The 19,123-nt window shown below is 68.3% G+C and carries 16 protein-coding genes; 4 read left to right on the top strand and 12 right to left on the bottom strand.

Features of this window, described 5'->3' with window-relative positions; translation table 11 throughout:
• Window positions 1-13: 13 nt before the first annotated feature.
• The 6 genes from ACYVKR_RS21605 to def form a co-directional block, all read right to left on the bottom strand.
• On the bottom strand, window positions 14-1,219 hold the full coding sequence (locus ACYVKR_RS21605) for a phosphoglycerate kinase (protein ID WP_460483036.1): 1,206 nt from the start codon (window positions 1,217-1,219) through the stop codon (window positions 14-16).
• A gap of 142 nt (window positions 1,220-1,361) precedes the next feature.
• A complete protein-coding gene (locus ACYVKR_RS21600) occupies window positions 1,362-1,694 on the bottom strand; it encodes an AzlD domain-containing protein (RefSeq protein WP_460483035.1) in 333 nt (110 codons plus the stop codon).
• On the bottom strand, window positions 1,691-2,515 hold the full coding sequence (locus tag ACYVKR_RS21595) for an AzlC family ABC transporter permease (RefSeq protein WP_460483034.1): 825 nt from the start codon (window positions 2,513-2,515) through the stop codon (window positions 1,691-1,693). Before ACYVKR_RS21595 ends, ACYVKR_RS21600 begins: the two co-directional genes overlap by 4 nt.
• A complete protein-coding gene (fmt, locus tag ACYVKR_RS21590; RefSeq protein WP_460483033.1) occupies window positions 2,512-3,483 on the bottom strand; it encodes a methionyl-tRNA formyltransferase in 972 nt (323 codons plus the stop codon). The genes ACYVKR_RS21595 and fmt overlap by 4 nt, the downstream gene beginning before the upstream one ends.
• A gap of 64 nt (window positions 3,484-3,547) precedes the next feature.
• Window positions 3,548-4,054, bottom strand: coding sequence for a hypothetical protein (locus tag ACYVKR_RS21585; protein ID WP_460483032.1), 507 nt, complete (start codon window positions 4,052-4,054; stop codon window positions 3,548-3,550).
• 2 nt (window positions 4,055-4,056) lie between these two features.
• Window positions 4,057-4,572 carry a peptide deformylase gene (gene def, locus ACYVKR_RS21580; RefSeq protein WP_460483031.1) on the bottom strand — a complete coding sequence of 172 codons (516 nt, stop codon included), beginning with the start codon at window positions 4,570-4,572 and terminating at the stop codon, window positions 4,057-4,059.
• Between the two features lie 187 nt (window positions 4,573-4,759).
• On the opposite strand from def, the gene ACYVKR_RS21575 reads away from it, so the two are divergent.
• On the top strand, window positions 4,760-5,992 hold the full coding sequence (locus ACYVKR_RS21575) for a LysM peptidoglycan-binding domain-containing protein (protein WP_460483030.1): 1,233 nt from the start codon (window positions 4,760-4,762) through the stop codon (window positions 5,990-5,992).
• Between the two features lie 4 nt (window positions 5,993-5,996).
• Entirely contained in the window at window positions 5,997-7,157 is a 1,161-nt protein-coding gene (gene dprA / locus ACYVKR_RS21570; protein WP_460483029.1) for a DNA-processing protein DprA, read from the top strand.
• A 101-nt stretch (window positions 7,158-7,258) separates the two neighbouring features.
• On the opposite strand, the gene ACYVKR_RS21565 is transcribed toward dprA, so the two are convergent.
• From ACYVKR_RS21565 to ACYVKR_RS21545, 5 genes are all read right to left on the bottom strand, one after another.
• A complete protein-coding gene (locus tag ACYVKR_RS21565; RefSeq protein WP_460483028.1) occupies window positions 7,259-9,655 on the bottom strand; it encodes a DUF1631 family protein in 2,397 nt (798 codons plus the stop codon).
• 34 nt (window positions 9,656-9,689) lie between these two features.
• Window positions 9,690-10,640 carry a protein translocase subunit SecF gene (gene secF, locus ACYVKR_RS21560; RefSeq protein ID WP_460483027.1) on the bottom strand — a complete coding sequence of 317 codons (951 nt, stop codon included), beginning with the start codon at window positions 10,638-10,640 and terminating at the stop codon, window positions 9,690-9,692.
• A 15-nt stretch (window positions 10,641-10,655) separates the two neighbouring features.
• Entirely contained in the window at window positions 10,656-12,548 is a 1,893-nt protein-coding gene (secD, locus tag ACYVKR_RS21555) for a preprotein translocase subunit SecD (protein ID WP_460483026.1), read from the bottom strand.
• 77 nt (window positions 12,549-12,625) lie between these two features.
• Entirely contained in the window at window positions 12,626-12,958 is a 333-nt protein-coding gene (gene yajC, locus ACYVKR_RS21550) for a preprotein translocase subunit YajC (RefSeq protein WP_460483025.1), read from the bottom strand.
• A 232-nt stretch (window positions 12,959-13,190) separates the two neighbouring features.
• Window positions 13,191-16,778, bottom strand: a complete 3,588-nt coding sequence (locus ACYVKR_RS21545; protein WP_460483024.1) for an indolepyruvate ferredoxin oxidoreductase family protein — start codon at window positions 16,776-16,778, stop codon at window positions 13,191-13,193.
• 227 nt (window positions 16,779-17,005) lie between these two features.
• Between ACYVKR_RS21545 and ACYVKR_RS21540 the strand changes: the two genes are divergently transcribed.
• Window positions 17,006-17,479 (top strand): Lrp/AsnC family transcriptional regulator, encoded by a 474-nt coding sequence (locus ACYVKR_RS21540; protein ID WP_460483023.1) that lies wholly within the window; start codon window positions 17,006-17,008, stop codon window positions 17,477-17,479.
• A gap of 96 nt (window positions 17,480-17,575) precedes the next feature.
• On the opposite strand, the gene ACYVKR_RS21535 is transcribed toward ACYVKR_RS21540, so the two are convergent.
• Window positions 17,576-18,583 (bottom strand): zinc-dependent alcohol dehydrogenase family protein, encoded by a 1,008-nt coding sequence (locus tag ACYVKR_RS21535; RefSeq protein WP_460483022.1) that lies wholly within the window; start codon window positions 18,581-18,583, stop codon window positions 17,576-17,578.
• A 155-nt stretch (window positions 18,584-18,738) separates the two neighbouring features.
• On the opposite strand from ACYVKR_RS21535, the gene ACYVKR_RS21530 reads away from it, so the two are divergent.
• A complete protein-coding gene (locus ACYVKR_RS21530) occupies window positions 18,739-19,113 on the top strand; it encodes a winged helix-turn-helix transcriptional regulator (protein ID WP_460483021.1) in 375 nt (124 codons plus the stop codon).
• Window positions 19,114-19,123: the final 10 nt, after the last annotated feature.

The following is a 19,123-nucleotide window of genomic DNA, read 5'->3' as shown; positions in this document are numbered from 1 at the left end:
CACATTTGCAGAATCAGGCTGCGGCGCGCTTTTCCAGGATCTCGAAAGCGGGCAGTTGCTTGCCTTCCAGCACCTCCAGGAAGGCACCGCCGCCGGTGGAGATGTAGCCCACCTGGTCCTCGATGCCGTACTTGGCGATGGCCGCCAGCGTGTCGCCGCCACCGGCGATGCTGAAGGCGCTGGACTCGGCGATGGCCTGCGCGATGGCCTTGGTGCCGCCTGCGAACTGGTCGAACTCGAACACGCCCACCGGGCCGTTCCAGACGATGGTGCCTGCGCTCTTGAGCTGCGCGGCGAGTTTGGCCGCGGTCTCGGGGCCGATGTCCAGGATCATGTCGTCGTCCTCGACCTCGGTGGCCTTCTTGACGGTGGCGGGCGCATCGGCGGCGAAGGTCTTGGCCACGACCACATCGGTCGGGATCGGCACGTCGGCGCCGCGCGCCGCCATGGCGGCGATCACGGCCTTGGCCTCGCCCACCAGGTCGGCCTCGGCCAGGCTCTTGCCGATCTTCAGGCCCGCGGCCAGCATGAAGGTGTTGGCGATGCCGCCGCCGACAATGAGCTGGTCCACGTTCTTGGCCAGCGACTGCAGGATGGTCAGCTTGGTCGAGACCTTGGAGCCGGCGACGATGGCGGCCAGCGGGCGCTTGGGATTGGCCAGGGCCTTGGTGATGGCGTCGATCTCGGCCGACAGCAGCGGGCCGGCGCAGGCCACGGGCGCGTACTCGGCGATGCCGTAGGTCGTGCCCTCGGCGCGGTGGGCGGTGCCGAAGGCGTCGTTCACGTAGATGTCGCAGAGCTTGGCCAGCTTCTGCGCCAGCTCGGGCTTGTTCTTCTTCTCGCCGACGTTCAGGCGGCAGTTCTCCAGCAGCACGACCTGGCCGGGCGCGACCTGCACGCCGTCGACCCAGTTGGCGACCAGCGGCACCCCATTTTCATAGGGTTGGCCCAGCAGTTCGCCGAGGCGCTTGGCCACGGGGGCCAGCGAGTCCTCGGGCTTGAATTCGCCCTCGGTGGGGCGGCCCAGGTGGCTGGTGACCATCACCGCGGCGCCGGCCTTCAGCGCCATCTCGATGGCGGGCACCGAGGCGCGGATGCGCGTATCTTCGGTGATGTTGCCGGCATCGTCCTGCGGCACGTTCAGATCGGCGCGGATGAAGACGCGCTGGCCCTGCACGCGGCCCTGGGCGCAGAGGTCGGAGAAGCGGAGAATGTTCATGGCACGGTTCCCAAGTCAAAGCAATTGGGCGGCATTGTAGAAGCCCGGCCACGCCCCTCCAGTCGCCGGGGCGGCGGCTTTCATAGCCAAAACAGCCTCCAGCGCTTACTGAACAAGCGCCAGCAGCTATTATTTTTGCAAGCTACCAGCCCAGGCCTATGTGCAACGGCAGGTACACCGCCATGCCCGCGATGATGGTGCCGAGGATGCCGCGCCGCTTGAAGTAGTACACCGTGGCGCACAGCACGGCGGGCAGGCGCGCATCGGCCAGCGTGGAGATCAGCTGGCCCTGGCTCATCAGCACCTCGGGCGCGATCACCGCGGTGAGCGCAGCCAGCGGCGCGTACTTGAGGCCGCGCTTGAGCCAGTCGGGCATGGGCAGCTCGCGCTCGGGGATCATGAAGAACGCCCGCGTGACGATGGTGATCGCCGTCAGCCCGGCGATGGCGATGATCTGCCACAGCTCTTCGCTCATCGCCAGTGCTCCTCGCGCAGCGGCACTTCGCTGCTCTCGCCGCTGGGCCGCTCGGGCCCGGGCGACGGCAGCGAGCCGCTCTTGGGTATGACCACCACCTTGGGCTTGCGGCCGGGGTGCGCGGCCATCTCCATCATCAGGCCCACGGCCACCGCGCAGACGATGGCCACGAGGATGTTGAGCTTGAGCGGCAGCCCGTAGGCCGCCACGGCCGCGCCCGCGGCGACGATGGCAGCGGCATGCGAGGCGCGGTCGAACAGCATGGAGTACAGCACGCCCATCAGCGCCAGCACGCCGGCAAAGCCCAGGCCCCAGGTCAGCGGCACCACGTTGGCCAGCAGGATGCCGGCGATGGAGAACACCTGCCAGACCACGAAGTTGGTGAGCGCCGCGCCCCAGAAGAAGTAGATCTGCTGCGGCTTGGCCACCGGCGCGTGGTAGCGCTTCATGAAGGCGACGAAGATCACGTCGCCGCTGAAATAGCCGATCGCCAGACGGTGGCGCAGCGGCAGGTGGGCGAAGTAGGTACGCCACATGCTCGACAGGATGACGAAGCGCAGGTTCACGCAGGCGGCGGCGAACCAGACCACCCACAGCGGCGCGCCCGCCGTCATCAGCGGCAGCACGGCCAACTGCGCGCTGCCGGCGTAGACGGTGAGTGTCATGAAGATGGCCACGGGCGCAGACAGCCCGGTCTTGACCATGGCCACGCCGGTGACCAGCGCCCAGGCCGCGATGCCCACGGCGGTGCCCGCCATGTCGATCGCGCCGGCGCGAAAGCTCAGGTGCTGGGTGGCCCGCCGCAGCGCCTGCCAGCTCATGCGGGATCGCTGCCCAGGCGCATGCCGGCCGCCAGCGGAAAGCCGCGCAGGAAGTCAGCCGCAGGCAGGCGCTTGCCGCCGGCGCGCTGCAGCTGCGTGAGGCGCAGCGCGCCATCGCCGCAGGCCACCATCACGCCCTGGTCGCTGACCGACAGAATCTGGCCAGGAGCCGCATCAGCCGTGCGCGAACTGCTATCAACGGCATAGTCCCAGAGCTTGATGGTCTCGCCGTTGGCCTCGGTCGAGGCGGCGGGGAAGGGGTTGAAGGCCCGGATGCGCGCGCCGATCTGCGCGGCGCCCTGGCTCCAGTCCACGGTGCTCTCGGCCTTTTCGATCTTGTGCGCGTAGGTGACGCCCTGCTCGGGCTGCGGCGTGCGCGTGAGGCCACCGCAGGCCGCGATCTCCAGCGCCTCGACAATCATCCGCCCGCCCAGCTCGGCCAGGCGGTCGTGCAGCGAGGCCGTGGTGTCGTGCGCGGCGATGGCAAGCTTTTCGACCAGCAGCATGTCGCCGGTGTCCAGGCCCGCATCCATCTGCATGATGGTCACGCCGGTCTCGACATCGCCGGCCTCGATGGCGCGGTGGATGGGCGCCGCGCCGCGCCAGCGCGGCAGCAGGCTGGCGTGGATGTTCAGGCAGCCGAGGCGGGGCAGGTCGAGCACCCACTGCGGCAGGATCAGGCCGTAGGCGGCCACCACCATCGCGTCGGCCCGGGCGGCCAGCAGGGCCTCGCGCGCGGCGGTGGCGTCATCGGGGTACTTGCCATCCAGGCGCAGGCTGCGCGGCTGCTGCACGGCGATGCCGTGCTCGAGCGCGCACTGCTTGACGGCCGAGGCCTGTAGCTTCATGCCGCGGCCAGCGGGCCGGTCGGGCTGGGTCAGCACCAGCGGCACCTCGAAGCCGGCGGCCAGCAGGCGCTGCAGGGCGACACGGGCGAAATCCGGCGTGCCGGCAAAGACGATTCTCATAATTCAGGGTTCCACGGGGCGGCAGGGCGCCCCAGGGGGAAGGTGGCAGGCCGCCCGCGGCGGCTCACTTGCCGGGGTCCCGGGGCTCGGGCATGGGCTCGTCGGTGAACATCAGCCGGCGCGCCACGCCCTGGGGATCGACATGCACATGGGCCAGGCGCTTGATGTTGTCCTGCCACAGGCGGTAGGTGTAGATGCGGCCGTCGAAGCTGTACACGCCGGTGATCTCCATCGGCGGGCCGAAGTCCTGCAGCAGTTGCTGCACGGTGTACTGGCCCATCGGGAGGGCGCCGAAGCGCTCGGCCGTGAGCACCTGCTCGGTCTTGAGCAATCGGCCGCCCGCGTCGAAGCTGAGTTGGAAGGCCTCGCGCCCCATGGGCTGGGTGGTGTAGGTCAGGCGCTGGCCGCCGCCGGGCAGCGGCACCGTGGCCGACGGCGGGCCCAGCTTGGCCTGCACCTGCGCCTCGGTGTCGCCGGGCTTGAATTGCGTGGGATAGGCGCAGCCGGCCAGCAGCAAGGCCAGCCCCGCCACCGCGGCCAGGCCAACCCTGCGGAGGGAGTGCGCCAGCATGCTCAGGCCCCTGCCAGTTCGCGCTTTTGCTGCTTGAGCAGCTTGGTCTTGATGCGGTTCTTCTTGAGCGGCGACAGGTATTCGACGAAGACCTTGCCCAGCAGGTGGTCCATCTCGTGCTGGATGCAGATGGCCTTGAAGCCCTCGGCCTCGATCACGCGCTCCTGGCCGTGCTCGTCGAGCGCCTTGACCTTGACGGCCACCGAGCGCTCCACGCCGTCGTAGATGCCGGGCACCGACAGGCAGCCCTCGTCGCCGAGCTGCTTCTCTTCGCTGGCCCAGAGCAGCTCGGGGTTGATCAGCACGAAGGGCTGGTCGCGCTCTTCCGAGACATCGGCCACGATGATGCGCTCGTGCACATCCACCTGCGTGGCGGCGAGGCCGACGCCGTTGGCGTCGTACATGGTGGCGAACATGTCCTGCACCAGCGCCCGCACGCGGTCGTCCACCACCGCCACGGGCTTGGCGACCTTGAACAGGCGGGAATCGGGGTAGCAAAGAATGGGCAGAATGGGCATGGCGGAATCCGTGAATGTCGTTATTTTCGCAACTTTCGCGGGCCGGCGCAGGCCGGCGTTGCAATAATCATTGATCGATCAAGGGCTTGGCCTGAGAATCTGTGACGATATTAACGATTTGTTGCCGGCGCCCCGAACCATCTTCAAGACAGGCGACCCACCGGCACACGAGAGGGAGTTCTTCGCCATGCAGGCACCGCATTCATTTCCCATCCTGGGCAGCGCCGTGCGCGCCGGCGCATCGCTGACGGCCTGGCTGCTGCTCGGCGCCTCGGCTCAGGCCGCCACGCCCGCCGCGCAGTTGCCGGTGTCTTCGCAGCAAAAGGCCACGGCCCGGCAGGTGGCCTCGCAGGGCGTGCCGCTGGCCGACCTGGCCGCCAGCGCGCCCGAGCGCTATGTGGTCAAGCCCGGCGACACGCTGTGGGACATCTCGCGCCTGTACCTGAGCCAGCCCTGGCGCTGGCCCGAGCTCTGGGGCATGAACCTGCAGGCCATCGCCAACCCGCACCTGATCTACCCGGGCCAGACCCTGTACCTGGAGCGCAGGAACGGCTTCGCGCGCCTGTCGACCGCGCAGCCAGGCGGCACCGACGAAGTGATCCGTGTGTCGCCGCAGGCGCGGGTGCTGAGCCTGGCTGACAGCGCGCTGCCCACGATCAACCAGCGGCTGATCGACACCTTCATGGTCGAGCCCGAGGTGCTGGCCGAGGGCGAGATCGAGCGCGCGCCGCGCCTGGTGGCCGCGGCGCAGACGCGCACCCTGCTGTCGCCCGGCGACCGCGTCTATGCCCGCTCGTCGGGCGGCCCGGCGCTGCAGACGCCCGGCGAGCGCGAGCTGTACCGCATCTTCCGCAAGGCCGTGCCGATGAAGGACCCGGAGACCGGCGCCATCCTCGGCTACGAGGCGCAGTACCTGGGCCGGGCGCGCCTAGTGCGCGGCGAGTCCACGCTCACTTCGCTGGACGCCAAGGGCAACCGCCTGACCGACCCGGTGCCGGCCACGCTGGACATGGTGACGGTGAAATCCGAGGTGCGCATCGACGACCGGCTGCTGCCCATGCCGCGCAGCAACTTCCGCAGCTACGTGCCGCATGCGCCGGACGAGAGCCTGCAGGGCAGCGTGGTGTCGATCTACGGCAACGACGCGGTGGACACGGCGGCCAAGAACCAGGTGATCGCGATCAACCGCGGCACCGTCAACGGCATCGAGCCCGGCCATGTCTTCCGCCTGATGACCAACGGCGCGCGCATCGAGGACAAGACGGACGCCGACAAGACCGTCATCAAGCTGCCCAACGAGTACAACGGCCTGGCCATGGTGTTCCGCACCTTCGACCGCGTCTCCTACGCGCTGGTCCTTGAAGCCCGCGAAGGCGTGCGCGTGGGCGACGCGCTGATTTCGCCCAGCTACAACCCCTGACCCCATGGCCCCCGAGGAGCTCCACGGCTGGCTGCGTCTGTTGACCACGCCGGGCGTGGGCAGCGGCACGGCGCGGCGCCTGCTGGCGCGCTTCGGGCTGCCGGCCTCGGTCTTCGCGCAATCGGCGGCCAGCCTCGAGGCCTGCGTCTCGCCGGCGCTGGCCCAGGCGCTGCTGCGGGAGCCCGAGGGCCTTGCGCCGCTGTACGAGGCCACGGCGCGCTGGCTCACCGAAGCCCCACCGCCGGGCACGCGCCGCCACATCGTGACGCTGGGCGATCCGGACTACCCCGCGCTGCTGCTGGAGACCGCCGACCCGCCAGTGCTGCTGTACCTGCTGGGCGCGGAGCGCTGGTTCGACGGCGACGGCGCCAGCCAGCGCCTGCGCGGCTGGCCCGGGCAGGCCCTGGCCCTGGTCGGCAGCCGCAATCCCACGCCGCAAGGCAAGCAGAACGCACAGGCTTTCGGCCGCGAGCTGGGCGGGCGAGGCTTTTGCATCGTCTCGGGCCTGGCGCTGGGCGTGGATGCGGCGGCGCATGAAGGCGCGCTCGCCCACGAAGGCGCCGAGGATGCGCCCTGCACCATCGCCGTCGTCGGCACCGGGCTGGACCGCGTCTACCCGCGCGGCAACCACGCGCTGGCCCAGCGGATCGCGGCCCAGGGCCTGGTCGTGAGCGAGTACCCGCTGGGCACGCATCCGCTGGCAGGCAACTTTCCCAAGCGCAACCGCATCATCTCGGGGCTGGCGCGGGGCACGGTCGTGATCGAGGCCGCGACCGAGTCGGGCTCGCTGGTCACCGCACGCCTGGCCAGCGAGCAGGGGCGCGAGGTGTTCGCGCTGCCCGGCTCCATCCATTCGCCGCAGTCGCGCGGCTGCCATGCGCTGATCCGCCAGGGTGCGAAGCTGGTGGAGCGTGTGGACGACATCCTCGAGGAGCTGGCCCTGCCGGCCGCCAGGCCTGCGCCCGCGCCGCCATCGCCTTTCCCCGCCGAGCCCGGCGACGGCCTGCTGACGCAGATGGGGCACGAGCCGGTGGACCTGGACGCGCTGGTGGCGCGCACCGGCCTGGATGCCGCCCGGCTGCAGGCGCAACTGCTGGAGCTGGAGTTGGAGGGCCTGGTGGCGCGCATGCCCGGCGGGCTATTCCAGCGCGTGGGGCAGGCTTGATTGCAAAAACCATAGCTGCCAGCGCACACTGTTAGGCTATTTCAGATATTTATTCATCTGAAACCCTTGTACAACAAGCGCTAGCAGCTCTCTTTTTGATACTACTGGAGCAGCCGTTCCGGATTGGCCTCGATCTTGGCCAGCGCGTCGCGCGAGGCCCGGGCGGTGATGCCTTCCAGTTCGCGCGGCGCGAGCAGGCCGGCCTGCAGGTAGCCGGCCAGGCGCTGCAGCTGGAACAGGAAGCAGAAGCCGTTCGGCGCGGCAAACAGGTGCAGCTGCTGGCGCTTGCTCTGCCACACGTACTGCGCCTGGATCGGCGAGCCGTTGTGGTCCAGCAGGAACCAGTGCCCCAGCAGCAGCGCGCGCGCCCATTCCAGCGCCTCGGCCGGCGCCTCGGTGTCGTTGTCGGCGATGACGTGGATGGTGTTGGCGTCGATGCCGAGCAGCAGCTCGATGCTGTCGGCGCTGAGCGGGTAGTCGTCGGTCACCACGTCGTCGAGCGCGTCTTCGAGGTGCTCCAGCCGCTGGGCGATGGCGTCGATGTGCTGGCGCGAGATCTCGGCGGTCTTGGCCAGGAAGGCATCGGCCAGCGTGTCGGTCAGCGCCTTGACCACCGCCTCCTGCGCCTCGTCCACCACACCGGCCAGCGCCAGGCCCTGGCGCAGCAGGCCCAGCAGCTGCGGCAGCTGGCGCATCACCTGGGCGCGCTCTTCCTTCGACGACTTGGCCGACGCCGACCAGACCAGGTCGGCCGCCGCCTGCTTGTAGCGCAGCGTGGTTTCGTGCTGGGCGCCGAAGCGCACGGCCGACACCGCCAGCACCTCGGACCAGCGGCGGAACAGGAAGTCGCGGATCTCGTCGCGGATCGGCATGCCGGCCAGCATGTCGCGCAGCTGGATGGTGTACTGGATGGCCAGCGTCTCGCGGTGCTCCACGCGCTCGGCCAGGCTGACCAGGGTGCGCGTCTGCGGCGACTGCTGCAGCGATTTCTCGAGGAACTGCTGGAACTCCTTGAGCACCAGCTGGAACACGCGGCTGCCGGTCTCGGGGTACTGCTCGATGACCTGCACGATGCGCCGGATCTCGGCCTCCACCGCCGCATCGTTGAGCTCGGCCGCCTCGAAGCCCAGCACGCAGGCGCCCATACGGTCGATCAGCTGGCGCGCGGGGTGCTCCAGGTCGTTGAAGAACTCGGGCTCGGCCAGCGCCACGCGCAGCACCGGCACCTGCAGGCGCGCGAACCAGATGCGCACGCTCTGCGGAATGCGCTCCTCGTGCAGGATGCTCTGGAACATCAGCGCCACGATCTCGATGATGGCCTTTTCTTCTTCGCTGGTGGCCACCTGCTTGAGCGCGGTCGACTGCTGGCGCACCGCCAGCGCGACCGGGCCGATGAGCTGGGCCGCCGGCACCATGCCCACGCCGGCCACGCCCTGCGCCGTCTGGAACCAGGTCGACTGCAGCACCGTCTGGCCCGCCGCCAGCGCCTGCTGCAGCGCAGGCGTCGGCACCCAGCCGACCGGCACCGCTACGGCGCCCTCGGCCATGGCCACGGAGGGGCCGCCGCCGCCCAGGAACTGCCGCAGCTGCGCCATCACCTGCGAGGCCCGCTGCCGCGCCTGGGCAAATGGCTGGGCCACAAAGGGCTGCGGCCCGGCACCCGGCGCGCGGTAGCCGGCGGGCAGGCTCTGGCCCGCCACCACCATCGGTGCGCCGTAGCCGCTGGGCACCGCCATGCCCGCCGGCCAGGTCCCGGGCGCGGCGGCGGCAAAACCGCTGGGAGCGCCGGGCGCCGGTGCCGGCGCAGCGGCCTCGGCTCCCTCGGCCCGCTTGATGCGGTAGGCGCGCAGGTCCTCGGCGCTGGCCGCCTGGCTGTCGGCATAGAACTGCCGCACGGCCTCGTAGGGCGGCTGCAGCCAGCGCCGCAGCTGCGTCCGCAGCTCCGGCAGGGCCACCGTCCAGGCTTCCTGGCCCAGGCCGGCCTGGTGCCAGGCGTCGACCACGCGCACGCAGACGGATTCCGGCCGCAGGATGTCCGCTGCGGGCAGCTCTTCGTCTTCGAGGAATTGGGTGGTGCGGCGCACCACGTCGAACGCCGGGGCCAGGTGCTCCAGCAGCTGCTGGGCCAGGTGGGATGCCGCGATGCGGCCATCCATGGCCGCGTCCGACATCAACTCCAGCGTCGATTCGGTGAACGGGCGCGGCGCCGGATCGGCCTGCTCGTCGGCCAGAAAGCTCTGGCGCAGCGACTTCACCACGCCCGCCGTCCAGGCCGCGTGCAGCGCCGTCAGCTCGTCATGGGCGGAGCGCAGTGCGACATGGGTGCGCTTGTCGTCCTCGCCCGGGTGCGACAGGCCCTGGGCCAGGTCCTGCAGCAGCGCCTGGGCCAGCCCGGGCACGCCCGCGCACAGCCCGCCGACAAAGCGCAGCCGCGCCTGCCGCGCAAGCCTGCGCCGGGCCTGCGGCTGGCGTTGGGCCGGAACGGGGGCGGCAACCATGGCTACGCTCTGCGTGGGACGGCAGGGCGATGCCTTATACCGTCGCCCCCGCGTTGGGATCGTTCGGGTCCAGGTCCTTCTTGGTGGTCTTGACCAGGTCCTCGCGCTTGACGCCCAGCCACATCGCAATGGCGGCCGCCACGAACACCGACGAGTAGATGCCGAACAGGATGCCGATGGTCAGCGCCAGCGCAAAGTAGTGCAGGCTGGGGCCGCCAAAGAAGAACATCGACAGCACCGTGGCCTCGGTCGAGGCATGGGTGATGATGGTGCGGCTCATGGTCGAGGTGATGGCGTGGTCGATCACCTCGGCCGTCGAGAGCTTGCGGAACTTGCGGAAAGCCTCGCGGATCCGGTCGAAGATCACCACCGACTCGTTCACCGAGTAGCCCAGCACCGCCAGGATGGCCGCCAGCACCGCCAGCGAGAACTCCCACTGGAAGAAGGCGAAGAAGCCCAGGATGATGACCACGTCGTGCAGGTTGGCGATGATGGCCGCGACGCCGAACTTCCATTCGAAGCGGATGGCCAGGTAGACCGCAATGCCCAGCACCACCATGCCCAGCGCCATCAGGCCGCCGTGCACCAGTTCGTCGCCCACCGAGGGGCCGACGAATTCGCTGCGCTGCAGCGTGACGTCGGGGCTCGCGGCCTTCAGCACGCCCATCACCTTCTCACTCTGCTGCGACGAGGTCACGCCCTTTTCGGACGGCAGGCGGATCATCACCCGGTCGGCGCTGCCCACGTTCTGCACCAGTACGTCCTGGTAGCCCAGGCCGGACATCTGCTCGCGGATCTTGCCCACGTCGGCCGGCTGCTGGTAGGCCACCTGCATCACGGTGCCGCCGGTGAACTCCACCGACAGGTGCAGGCCGCGCGTGACCAGGAAGAACACGGCCAGCGCGAAGGTGATGAAGGAGATCGCGTTGAAGATCAACGCGTGCTTCATGAACGGGATGTCCCGCTTGATTCGGAAAAATTCCATGTTCCGACTCCCTCTTTATTTCTTGACCGAGGCCACCGAGCGGTGCTCGTCGCCCTGGGGCTTCCAGACCTGGCCGATGGACACGCTCTTGAGCTTCTTGCGACGGCCGTACCACAGGTTGACCAGGCCGCGCGAGAAGAACACGGCCGAGAACATGCTGGTCAGGATGCCGATGCAGTGCACCACGGCAAAGCCGCGCACCGGGCCGGAGCCGAAGGCCAGCAGCGCCAGGCCGACGATCAGCGTGGTCACGTTCGAGTCGAGGATGGTGTGCCAGGCGTGCTCGTAGCCCGCATGGATGGCGGCCTGCGGCGAAGCGCCCGCGCGCAGCTCCTCGCGCACGCGTTCGTTGATCAGCACGTTCGAGTCGATCGCCACACCCAACGCCAGCGCCATGGCCGCAATGCCCGGCAGCGTCAGCGTGGCCTGCAGCATCGACAGGATGGCCAGCAGCAGCAGCAGGTTCACGATCAGCGCGATCGACGAGATCACGCCGAAGATCATGTAGTAGATACACATGAAGACCGCCACCGCGATGAAGCCGCCGACCACGCTGTGGATGCCGGCCTCGACGTTTTCCTTGCCCATGCTGGGGCCGATGGTGTATTCCTCGATGATCTCCATCGGCGCGGCCAGCGAACCGGCGCGCAGCAGCAGCGAGGTGTCGTTGGCTTCCTTGGTCGTCATGCGGCCGGAGATCTGCACGCGGCCGCCGCCGATCTCGGAGCGGATCACCGGCGCCGTCACGACCTGGCCCTTGCCCTTCTCGAACAGCAGGATGGCCATGCGCTTGCCGATGTTCTCGCGGGTCACGTCCTTGAAGATCAGCGAGCCCTTGCCGTCCAGCGACAGGTTCACCGTCGGCTCCTGGGTCTGGCTGTCGAAGCCGGGCTGGGCATCATTCAGGTTCTCGCCGGTCAGCACGACCTGCTTCTTGACGATGATGGTCTGGCCGTTGGCATCGCTGTATTTCTCGGAGCCGAAAGGCACCGGGCCCGAGCCCAGCTCGGCGGAGCGCGCCTCGGAGCTTTCGTCGACCATGCGCACTTCCAGCGTCGCGGTACGGCCCAGGATGTCCTTGGCCTGCGCCGGGTCCTGCACGCCGGGCAGCTGCACGACGATGCGGTCCAGGCCCTGCTGCTGGATCACCGGCTCGGCCACGCCGAGTTCGTTGATACGGTTGTGCAGCGTGGTGATGTTCTGCTTGAGCGCCTGCTCCTGCACGCTGCGCAGCGACTCGGGCTTGATGGCGGCGCGCACGGTGTAGGTCGCGCCGCTGCTCACCACGCTGGCCTGCAGGTCGGGCATGGTGTCCGCGATCAGGTTGCGCACCGTGGTGGCCGTGGCCTCGTCCTGCAGGCGCACCTCGAGCGACTGGCCCTCGCGGTTCACGCCGCCATGGCGGATCTTTTTGTCGCGCAAGGCCAGGCGCACATCGCTGACCAGCGTGTCGATGCGCTTGGTGATGGCCGCCTGCATGTCCACCTGCATGGTGAAGTGCACGCCGCCGCGCAGATCGAGGCCCAGGTACATGGGCTTGGCATGCAGCGCCGTCAGCCATGCGGGCGAGCGCGAGATCAGGTTCAGCGCCACGATGTACGAAGGATCGGCGGTATCGGGGATCAGCGCGCGCTCCAGCACGCCCTTGGCCTTGAGCTGTTCGTCTTCCTTGTCAAAGCGCACGCGGATCGAGCCACCCTCGAGCGCGAGGGCCGTCGGCTGCACGCCGGCGTCCTTCAGCAGGCCCTCCACGCGCTTTTCGAGCGCCGGGTCCACCACGACCGTGGCCTTGACCGAGGCGACCTGGACTGCAGGCGCCTCTCCATAAAAATTCGGCAGGGTATAGATGATCCCCACCAGAAGCGCGATCACGATGATCGCGTACTTCCAGACCGGATAACGGTTCATGATCGCGCTGTAGCCTTACGCATTGGGGGCAAAACAAAAGGCGCGCCCAGGGCCGCGCCTCGTCGGTCCTGCCAGGGTTACTTCATCGTGCCCTTGGGCAGCACCTGCGTCACGGCGCTGCGCTGCACCTGCACCACCACGCCGGAGGCCACTTCCACCTGCAGGAACTGCTCGGCCATGCCGGTCACGCGGCCGATCAGGCCACCGGAGGTCGCCACTTCGTCGCCCTTGGCCAGCGCGTCGATCATCGCGCGGTGTTCCTTCTGGCGCTTCATCTGGGGGCGGATCATCAGGAAGTACAGCACCACGAACATCAGCACCAGCGGCAGCATGCTGGTGAGCGAGGACATCATCCCGCCATTGGCAGCGGCGGCAGGGGCGGTCTGTGCGAATGCAGAGGAAATGAACAAGAGAGACTCCGATGATGGGGGATGTACAGGCGCCCGCGCCGGAACCGGCACCGGGACGCCAAAGGAATGCATTGTATGGCCTGCCATGCGGACCGGCGCGGGGCAAAACCCATGCGGACGCCGGTTTTTGCCCTGTTTTCAAGGCATTAACTGTCCACTTCCCATGAAAAAAGCCGCCGGCACAGGCCGGCGGCTGGGAAAGGGGCCCACGGAGTCCGCCAGGCCTTGGAGTTCAGACCGTGGCGGCCGGCTGGCTCGCCGCCGGCTGGGCGGCGGCGCCCTCGCGCCACTGCGCCATCAGCCGGTCCCACTTGGCGCGGGCGGCGTGCAGGTGGCGCTCCTTCACATGGCCGAAGCCGCGGATGTCCTCGGGGATGGAGGCGATCTCCACCGCCAGCGCCAGGTTGCCAGCGTCCAGCCGGGTCAGCAGCTCTTCGATGCAGCGGCGGTATTCGGCGATCAGCGCGCGCTCCATCTTGCGCTCGTCGGTGCGGCCGAAGAGGTCGAGCGCGCCGCCGCGCAGCCCCTTGAGGCCGGCCATGAAGCCGAAGGCCTTGCGCATCCACGGGCCGTAGGCCTTCTTGACGAGCTCGCCCTTGTCGTTCTTCTTCGCCGTCAGCGGCGGCGCCAGGTGGTGGACGATGCGGTAGTCGCCCTCGAACATGGACGCGATCTTGTCGGTGAATTCCTTTTGCGTGTGCAGCCGGGCCACCTCGTACTCGTCCTTGTAGGCCATGAGCTTGAACAGGTAGCGCGCCACCGCCTGCGCCAGGCGGGTGCCGCTGCCCAGCTTGGCCTCGGCCGCCTGCACCTGGTCGACGAAGGCCTTGTACTCGGCGGCGTAGGCGGCGTCCTGGTAGTCGGTCAGGAAGGCGACGCGCTTGTCCACCAGCTCGGGCAGCGAGGGCTTCTTGACCAGCTGGATCACCTGCGCGGCCTGGAACAGCGACTGCACATGGGCCAGGTCGTGCGCGCAGTGGCGGCCCCATTCGAATGCGGCCTTGTTGTTGTCCACCTGCACGCCGTTGAGCTCCATCGCGCGCATCAGCGCGGCGTGGCTCACCGGGATCATGCCCTTCTGCCAGGCGTAACCCAGGATCAGCGGGTTGGTGTAGATGCTGTCGCCCAGCGCCTGCGTGGCCACTTGCTCGGCATCGAACATGCCCACGCTGTCGCGGCCCACGGCGGCGAGGATGGCGGCCTCGCAGCTGGCTTCGGGGAACTGCCAGTTCGGGTTGGTCACGAACGCGGCCGTCGGCGTGTTGTGCGTGTTCAGCGCCACGAAGGTGCGGCCCTGCTGCATCGCGGCCAGCGTGGTCTTGGTGGCGGCCACGATGGGGTCGCAGCCGATGATGAGGTCGGCCTTGGCGGTGTCGACCTTGGTGGTGTAGATGGCCTCGGGGGTGTTGGCGATCTGCACGTGGCTCCAGGTCGAGCCGCCCTTCTGCGCCAGGCCGGCCGCGTCCTGCGTGATCACGCCCTTGCCTTCGAGGTGCGCGGCCATGCCCAGCAGCGAGCCGATGGTAATGACACCGGTGCCGCCCACGCCGGCCACGACGATGCCCCAGGCCTGGGTGGCCACGGGCAGCGCCGGATCGGGCAGTGCGGGCATGCTGGCGAGGTCGCCCTTCTGTTCCTTCTTGGCCTTCTTCAGCTTGCCGCCCTCGATGGTGACGAAGCTGGGGCAGAAGCCGTCGACGCAGGAGTAGTCCTTGTTGCAGGAGCTCTGGTTGATGCGGCGCTTGCGGCCGAATTCGGTCTCCAGCGGCTCCACCGACAGGCAGTTGGACTTGCTGGAGCAGTCGCCGCAGCCCTCGCACACGGCCTCGTTGATGAGCACCGTCTTGTCTGGCGTGGCCAGGGTGCCGCGCTTGCGGCGGCGGCGCTTCTCGGTGGCGCAGGTCTGGTCGTAGATGATGGCCGTCGTGCCCTTGATCTCGCGGAACTCGCGCTGGATGCGGTCCAGCTCCTCGCGGTGGTGCACGGTCACGCCGTCGGCCAGCTTCACGCCGTCGTACTTCTGCGGCTCGTCGGTCACGATCACCAGCTTGGCGACGCCTTCGGACTTGAGGCTGTTCATGATCTGCAGCACCGAGTGGCCCTCGGGGCGCTCGCCCACGCGCTGGCCGCCGGTCATGGCCACGGCGTCGTTGTACAGCACCTTGTAGGTGATGTTCACGCCGGCCGCGATGCTCTGGCGGATGGCCAGCAGGCCGCTGTGGAAGTAGGTGCCGTCGCCCAGGTTGGCGAAGATGTGCTCGTCCTTGGTGAACGGTGCCTGGCCCACCCAGGTCACGCCCTCGCCGCCCATCTGCGTGAAGGTGCTGGTCTTGCGCTCGGGCATCCAGCTCACCATGTAGTGGCAGCCGATGCCAGCCACTGCGCGGCTGCCCTCGGGCACGCGGGTGCTGGTGTTGTGCGGACAGCCGCTGCAGAACCATGGCACGCGGTCGCCGGACTCGGTCTTGAGCTCGGCGATGCCGCGGTCGCGCGCATCGAGCACAGCCAGGCGCTCGTCCATGCGCGCCACGATGTCGCTGGGCACGCCCAGCTTCTTCAGCCGCTTGGCGATGGCGCGGGCGATGATGGCCGGCGTCAGGTCGGCCTTGGGGCGCAGCAGCCAGTTCTTGCTCGGGTTGGGCATGGACCATTCGCCGCCGGAGTTGTCGCCCTCCTGCTCGTCGAACTTGCCCAGCACGTTGGGGCGCACGTCGGAGCGCCAGTTGTACAGCTCTTCCTTGAGCTGGTATTCGATGACCTGGCGCTTTTCCTCGACGACCAGGATCTCCTGCAGGCCCATCGCGAAGTCGCGGGTGATCGAGGCTTCGAGCGGCCACACCACGTTGACCTTGTGCAGGCGGATGCCGAGCTGGCGGCAGACGTCGTCGTGCAGGCCCAGGTCGGCCAGCGCCTGGCGCGTGTCGTTGAAGGCCTTGCCGCTGGCGATGATGCCGAAGCGGTCATTCGGCGTGGCGAGCACGTTGTGGTTGAGCTTGTTGGCGCGCACATAGGCCAGCGCGGCGTACCACTTGTAGTCCATCAGCCGCGCTTCCTGCTCCAGCGGCGGATCGGGCCAGCGGATGTGCAGGCCGCCGGGCGGCATCTCGAAGTCCTCGGGGATGACGATGTTCACGCGGTCGGGGTCGACCGAGATGCTGGACGAGGACTCGACGATCTCCTGGATGGTCTTCATGCCCGACCAGACGCCGGCGAAACGGCTCATCGCGAAGGCGTGCAGGCCCATGTCCAGGATGTCCTGCACGCTGGACGGGAAGAACACCGGCGAGCCCACGGCCTTGAAGATGTGGTCGCTCTGGTGCGCGGCGGTGGAGGACTTGCTGATGTGGTCGTCGGCCGCGATCGCGATCACGCCGCCGTGCCTGGCCGTGCCCGCCATGTTGGCGTGCTTGAACACGTCCACGCTGCGGTCCACGCCCGGGCCCTTGCCGTACCAGATGCCGAACACGCCGTCGAACTTCTTGCGCTCGGGATACAGGTCGAGCTGCTGCGAGCCCCACACGGCCGTCGCGCCCAGCTCCTCGTTGACGCCGGGCTGGAACTCGATGTGGTTCTCTTTCAGGTACTTCTTGGCCGCCCACAGCGCCTGGTCGTAGCCGCCCAGCGGCGAGCCGCGGTAGCCGCTGATGAAGCCCGCGGTGTTCAGGCCCTGCAGCGCATCGCGCTGGCGCTGCAGCATGGGCAGGCGCACCAGGGCCTGCACGCCGCTCATGAAGGCTCGCCCATGGTCTAGCGAGTATTTGTCGTCCAGCGACACCGTCTCCAGCGCCTTGCGGATATGTTCGGGCAGTTGGGCATTCATCGTGCGGTCTCCATCGTGGGGAGTGGCGCAGCGCCGGGATCGCCGGGCACCGCGACAGGAAGCAGTTCTTATGGCTTGGATGCCCCGGCGCGGGGCATGTTCCACCCCGTCGCCCAGGCACCCTGGTTCGATTTTGCAGTGTATGCCGGCGCGATGGAATAAAGTATTCTTTTTATTGCCGTGTTTCCGCTAGTATTTGAAAGAATCTTGCTCCATCAAGCCAAAATATGAACAACCTTGACAAATACGACCTCGCCATCCTCGAAGCCTTGCAGCAGGACGCGCGCCTGACCAACGCCGAGCTGGCCCAGCGCGTGGGCCTGTCGGCCGCGCCGTGCTGGCGGCGCGTGCGGGCGCTGGAGCAGTCGGGCTTCATCAAGGGCTACCACGCCGAGATCGACCGCCACAAGATCGGCCTGGGCGTGCTGGCCTTCGTGCGGCTGGATGCGGCGCAGAACACGGCCGGCATCACGCAGAAGATGGAGGACGCGATCCGCCAGCTGCCCGAGGTCACGTCCTGCCACTACATCAGCGGCGCGGGCACCTTCGAGCTGCAGGTCGTGGCGCCCGACCTGGACAGTTTCTCGCTGTTCGTGCGCAACGTGCTGCTGCACCTGCCGAACGTGAAGGACGTGCACACCAGCTTCTCGCTGGGCGAGGTCAAGGCCAGCAGCGCGCTGCCGCTCAAGCACCTGCAGTAGTCAAAAACAATAGCTGCTAGCGCTCATCATCATTGGATTTCAAATACAAAATCATTGAAAACCCAATAACAACAAGCGCCAGCAGCTCTCTTTTTTTTAGTAGCTCAGGCAGATCTTGCCGAAGTGCCGCGCCGCCTTCTGGTGCGCGAAGGCCTCGGCGATCTGCTCCAGCGGGTAGCGGCTGTCGATCACCGGGCGCCAGGCGAACTGCTCCAGCGCGCGCACCATGTCCTGCTGCTGCTCGCGGTGGCCGACGATCAGGCCCTTGAGCGTCTGCTGCTTGCGCATCAGCTCCACCGTCGGCACCTCGCCGCCAAAGCCGGTGAGCACGCCGATCAGCGCGATGTGGCCGCCCGGCCGGCAGGCGCGGATGGACTGCGGCAGCGTGCCCGGACCGCCAACCTCGACCACGATGTCGGCGCCGCGCCCGCCCGTGGCGGCCAGCACGGCCTCGCCCCACTGCGGTGTTTCCTGGTAGTTGATGACCACCTCGGCGCCCAGCGCCTTCAGCTGCTCGGCCTTGGCATTGCTGGATGTGGTGGCGATGACGCGCGCGCCCATGCTCCGCGCCATCTGCAGCGCAAAGATCGAGACACCGCCCGTGCCCAGCACCAGCACCGTGTCGCCCGCCTGGATGCCGGCATCCACCACCAGCGCGCGCCAGGCCGTGAGGCCGGCGGTGGTCAGCGTCGCGGCCTCGTCGTGCGTGTAGCCCTTGGGGGCGTGGGTGAAGGCCGTGGCCGGCAGGTTGACCAGCTCGCGCGCAAAGCCGTCCACGCCGTCGCCGGGCACGGTGGCGAAGGTGAAGGGCACCTGGTCGCCGGCCTGCCACTGCGGGAAGAAGCAGGACACCACGGCGTCGCCCACGGCGAACTCCGCCACGCCCGCGCCCACCGCGGTGACCACGCCGGCGCCATCGGCCATGGGGATGCGGCCGTCGGCCGCGCCGGCACGGCCCAGCACCACGCCCAGGTCGTGGTAGTTGAGCGAGCTGGCATGGATGCGCACCTGGATCTCGCCGGCGCCGGGCGCGCCGGGCGCCGGCAGGTCGACGAGGCGCAGGTGGTCCAGCCCACCGGGTTGCTGCAGTTGGATGGCTTTCATGGCGTTGCTTTCCTTCAGGTCAATCGATGCCATGCATGGTGCAGGCAAAGGGCGAAGCGCGCCAGAACCAACATATTTGTGGGGTAGTATTAAAAATGTAAGTATTGCACCCGCACAAGGATCGTCCCTAGACTTCCGGCAGGAGAACCAGCCCCATGAAACGTCTGAACGGCAAGAGCGGCTGCGCCGTCGAAGTCACGCTGTCGGTGATGGGCGGCACCTGGAAGCCCATCATCCTGTTCCACCTGCTGCACGGCAAGAAGCGCTTCAGCGAGCTGGGCCGCACCATAGGCGCCATCACCCAGCGCATGCTCACGCTGCAGCTGCGCGAGCTCGAAGAAGCCGGCATCGTCGAGCGCACCGTGCATGCCGAGGTGCCGCCGCGCGTGGACTACGCGCTGACCGCTCTGGGCCGCTCGCTGGAGCCGGTGCTGGTCGCCATGCGCGACTGGGGCACGGCCTACACCCAGGAGCACCTGCACGAGGACGCGCCGCCCGCGCCCTGCCCGCCGCAGGCCAAACGGGCCTAACCGCGCCTGG

It is taken from the genome of Comamonas humi (genome assembly GCF_054782535.1).
The sequence above is the reverse complement of the archived record's forward strand: the minus strand, read 5'-3'. Positions and strand labels throughout refer to the sequence as shown.

What these genes read in the sequence shown, in the direction of transcription:
- ACYVKR_RS21545 (WP_460483024.1), bottom strand. Translation starts at nt 16,778, where the DNA reads ATGAATGCCCAACTGCCCGAACATATCCGCAAGGCGCTGGAGACGGTG.
- dprA (WP_460483029.1), top strand. Translation starts at nt 5,997, where the DNA reads ATGGCCCCCGAGGAGCTCCACGGCTGGCTGCGTCTGTTGACCACGCCG.
- ACYVKR_RS21535 (WP_460483022.1), bottom strand. Translation starts at nt 18,583, where the DNA reads ATGAAAGCCATCCAACTGCAGCAACCCGGTGGGCTGGACCACCTGCGC.
- ACYVKR_RS21600 (WP_460483035.1), bottom strand. Translation starts at nt 1,694, where the DNA reads ATGAGCGAAGAGCTGTGGCAGATCATCGCCATCGCCGGGCTGACGGCG.
- ACYVKR_RS21565 (WP_460483028.1), bottom strand. Translation starts at nt 9,655, where the DNA reads ATGGTTGCCGCCCCCGTTCCGGCCCAACGCCAGCCGCAGGCCCGGCGC.
- ACYVKR_RS21575 (WP_460483030.1), top strand. Translation starts at nt 4,760, where the DNA reads ATGCAGGCACCGCATTCATTTCCCATCCTGGGCAGCGCCGTGCGCGCC.
- secF (WP_460483027.1), bottom strand. Translation starts at nt 10,640, where the DNA reads ATGGAATTTTTCCGAATCAAGCGGGACATCCCGTTCATGAAGCACGCG.
- ACYVKR_RS21595 (WP_460483034.1), bottom strand. Translation starts at nt 2,515, where the DNA reads ATGAGCTGGCAGGCGCTGCGGCGGGCCACCCAGCACCTGAGCTTTCGC.
- ACYVKR_RS21540 (WP_460483023.1), top strand. Translation starts at nt 17,006, where the DNA reads ATGAACAACCTTGACAAATACGACCTCGCCATCCTCGAAGCCTTGCAG.
- ACYVKR_RS21605 (WP_460483036.1), bottom strand. Translation starts at nt 1,219, where the DNA reads ATGAACATTCTCCGCTTCTCCGACCTCTGCGCCCAGGGCCGCGTGCAG.
- fmt (WP_460483033.1), bottom strand. Translation starts at nt 3,483, where the DNA reads ATGAGAATCGTCTTTGCCGGCACGCCGGATTTCGCCCGTGTCGCCCTG.
- ACYVKR_RS21585 (WP_460483032.1), bottom strand. Translation starts at nt 4,054, where the DNA reads ATGCTGGCGCACTCCCTCCGCAGGGTTGGCCTGGCCGCGGTGGCGGGG.
- def (WP_460483031.1), bottom strand. Translation starts at nt 4,572, where the DNA reads ATGCCCATTCTGCCCATTCTTTGCTACCCCGATTCCCGCCTGTTCAAG.
- secD (WP_460483026.1), bottom strand. Translation starts at nt 12,548, where the DNA reads ATGAACCGTTATCCGGTCTGGAAGTACGCGATCATCGTGATCGCGCTT.
- ACYVKR_RS21530 (WP_460483021.1), top strand. Translation starts at nt 18,739, where the DNA reads ATGAAACGTCTGAACGGCAAGAGCGGCTGCGCCGTCGAAGTCACGCTG.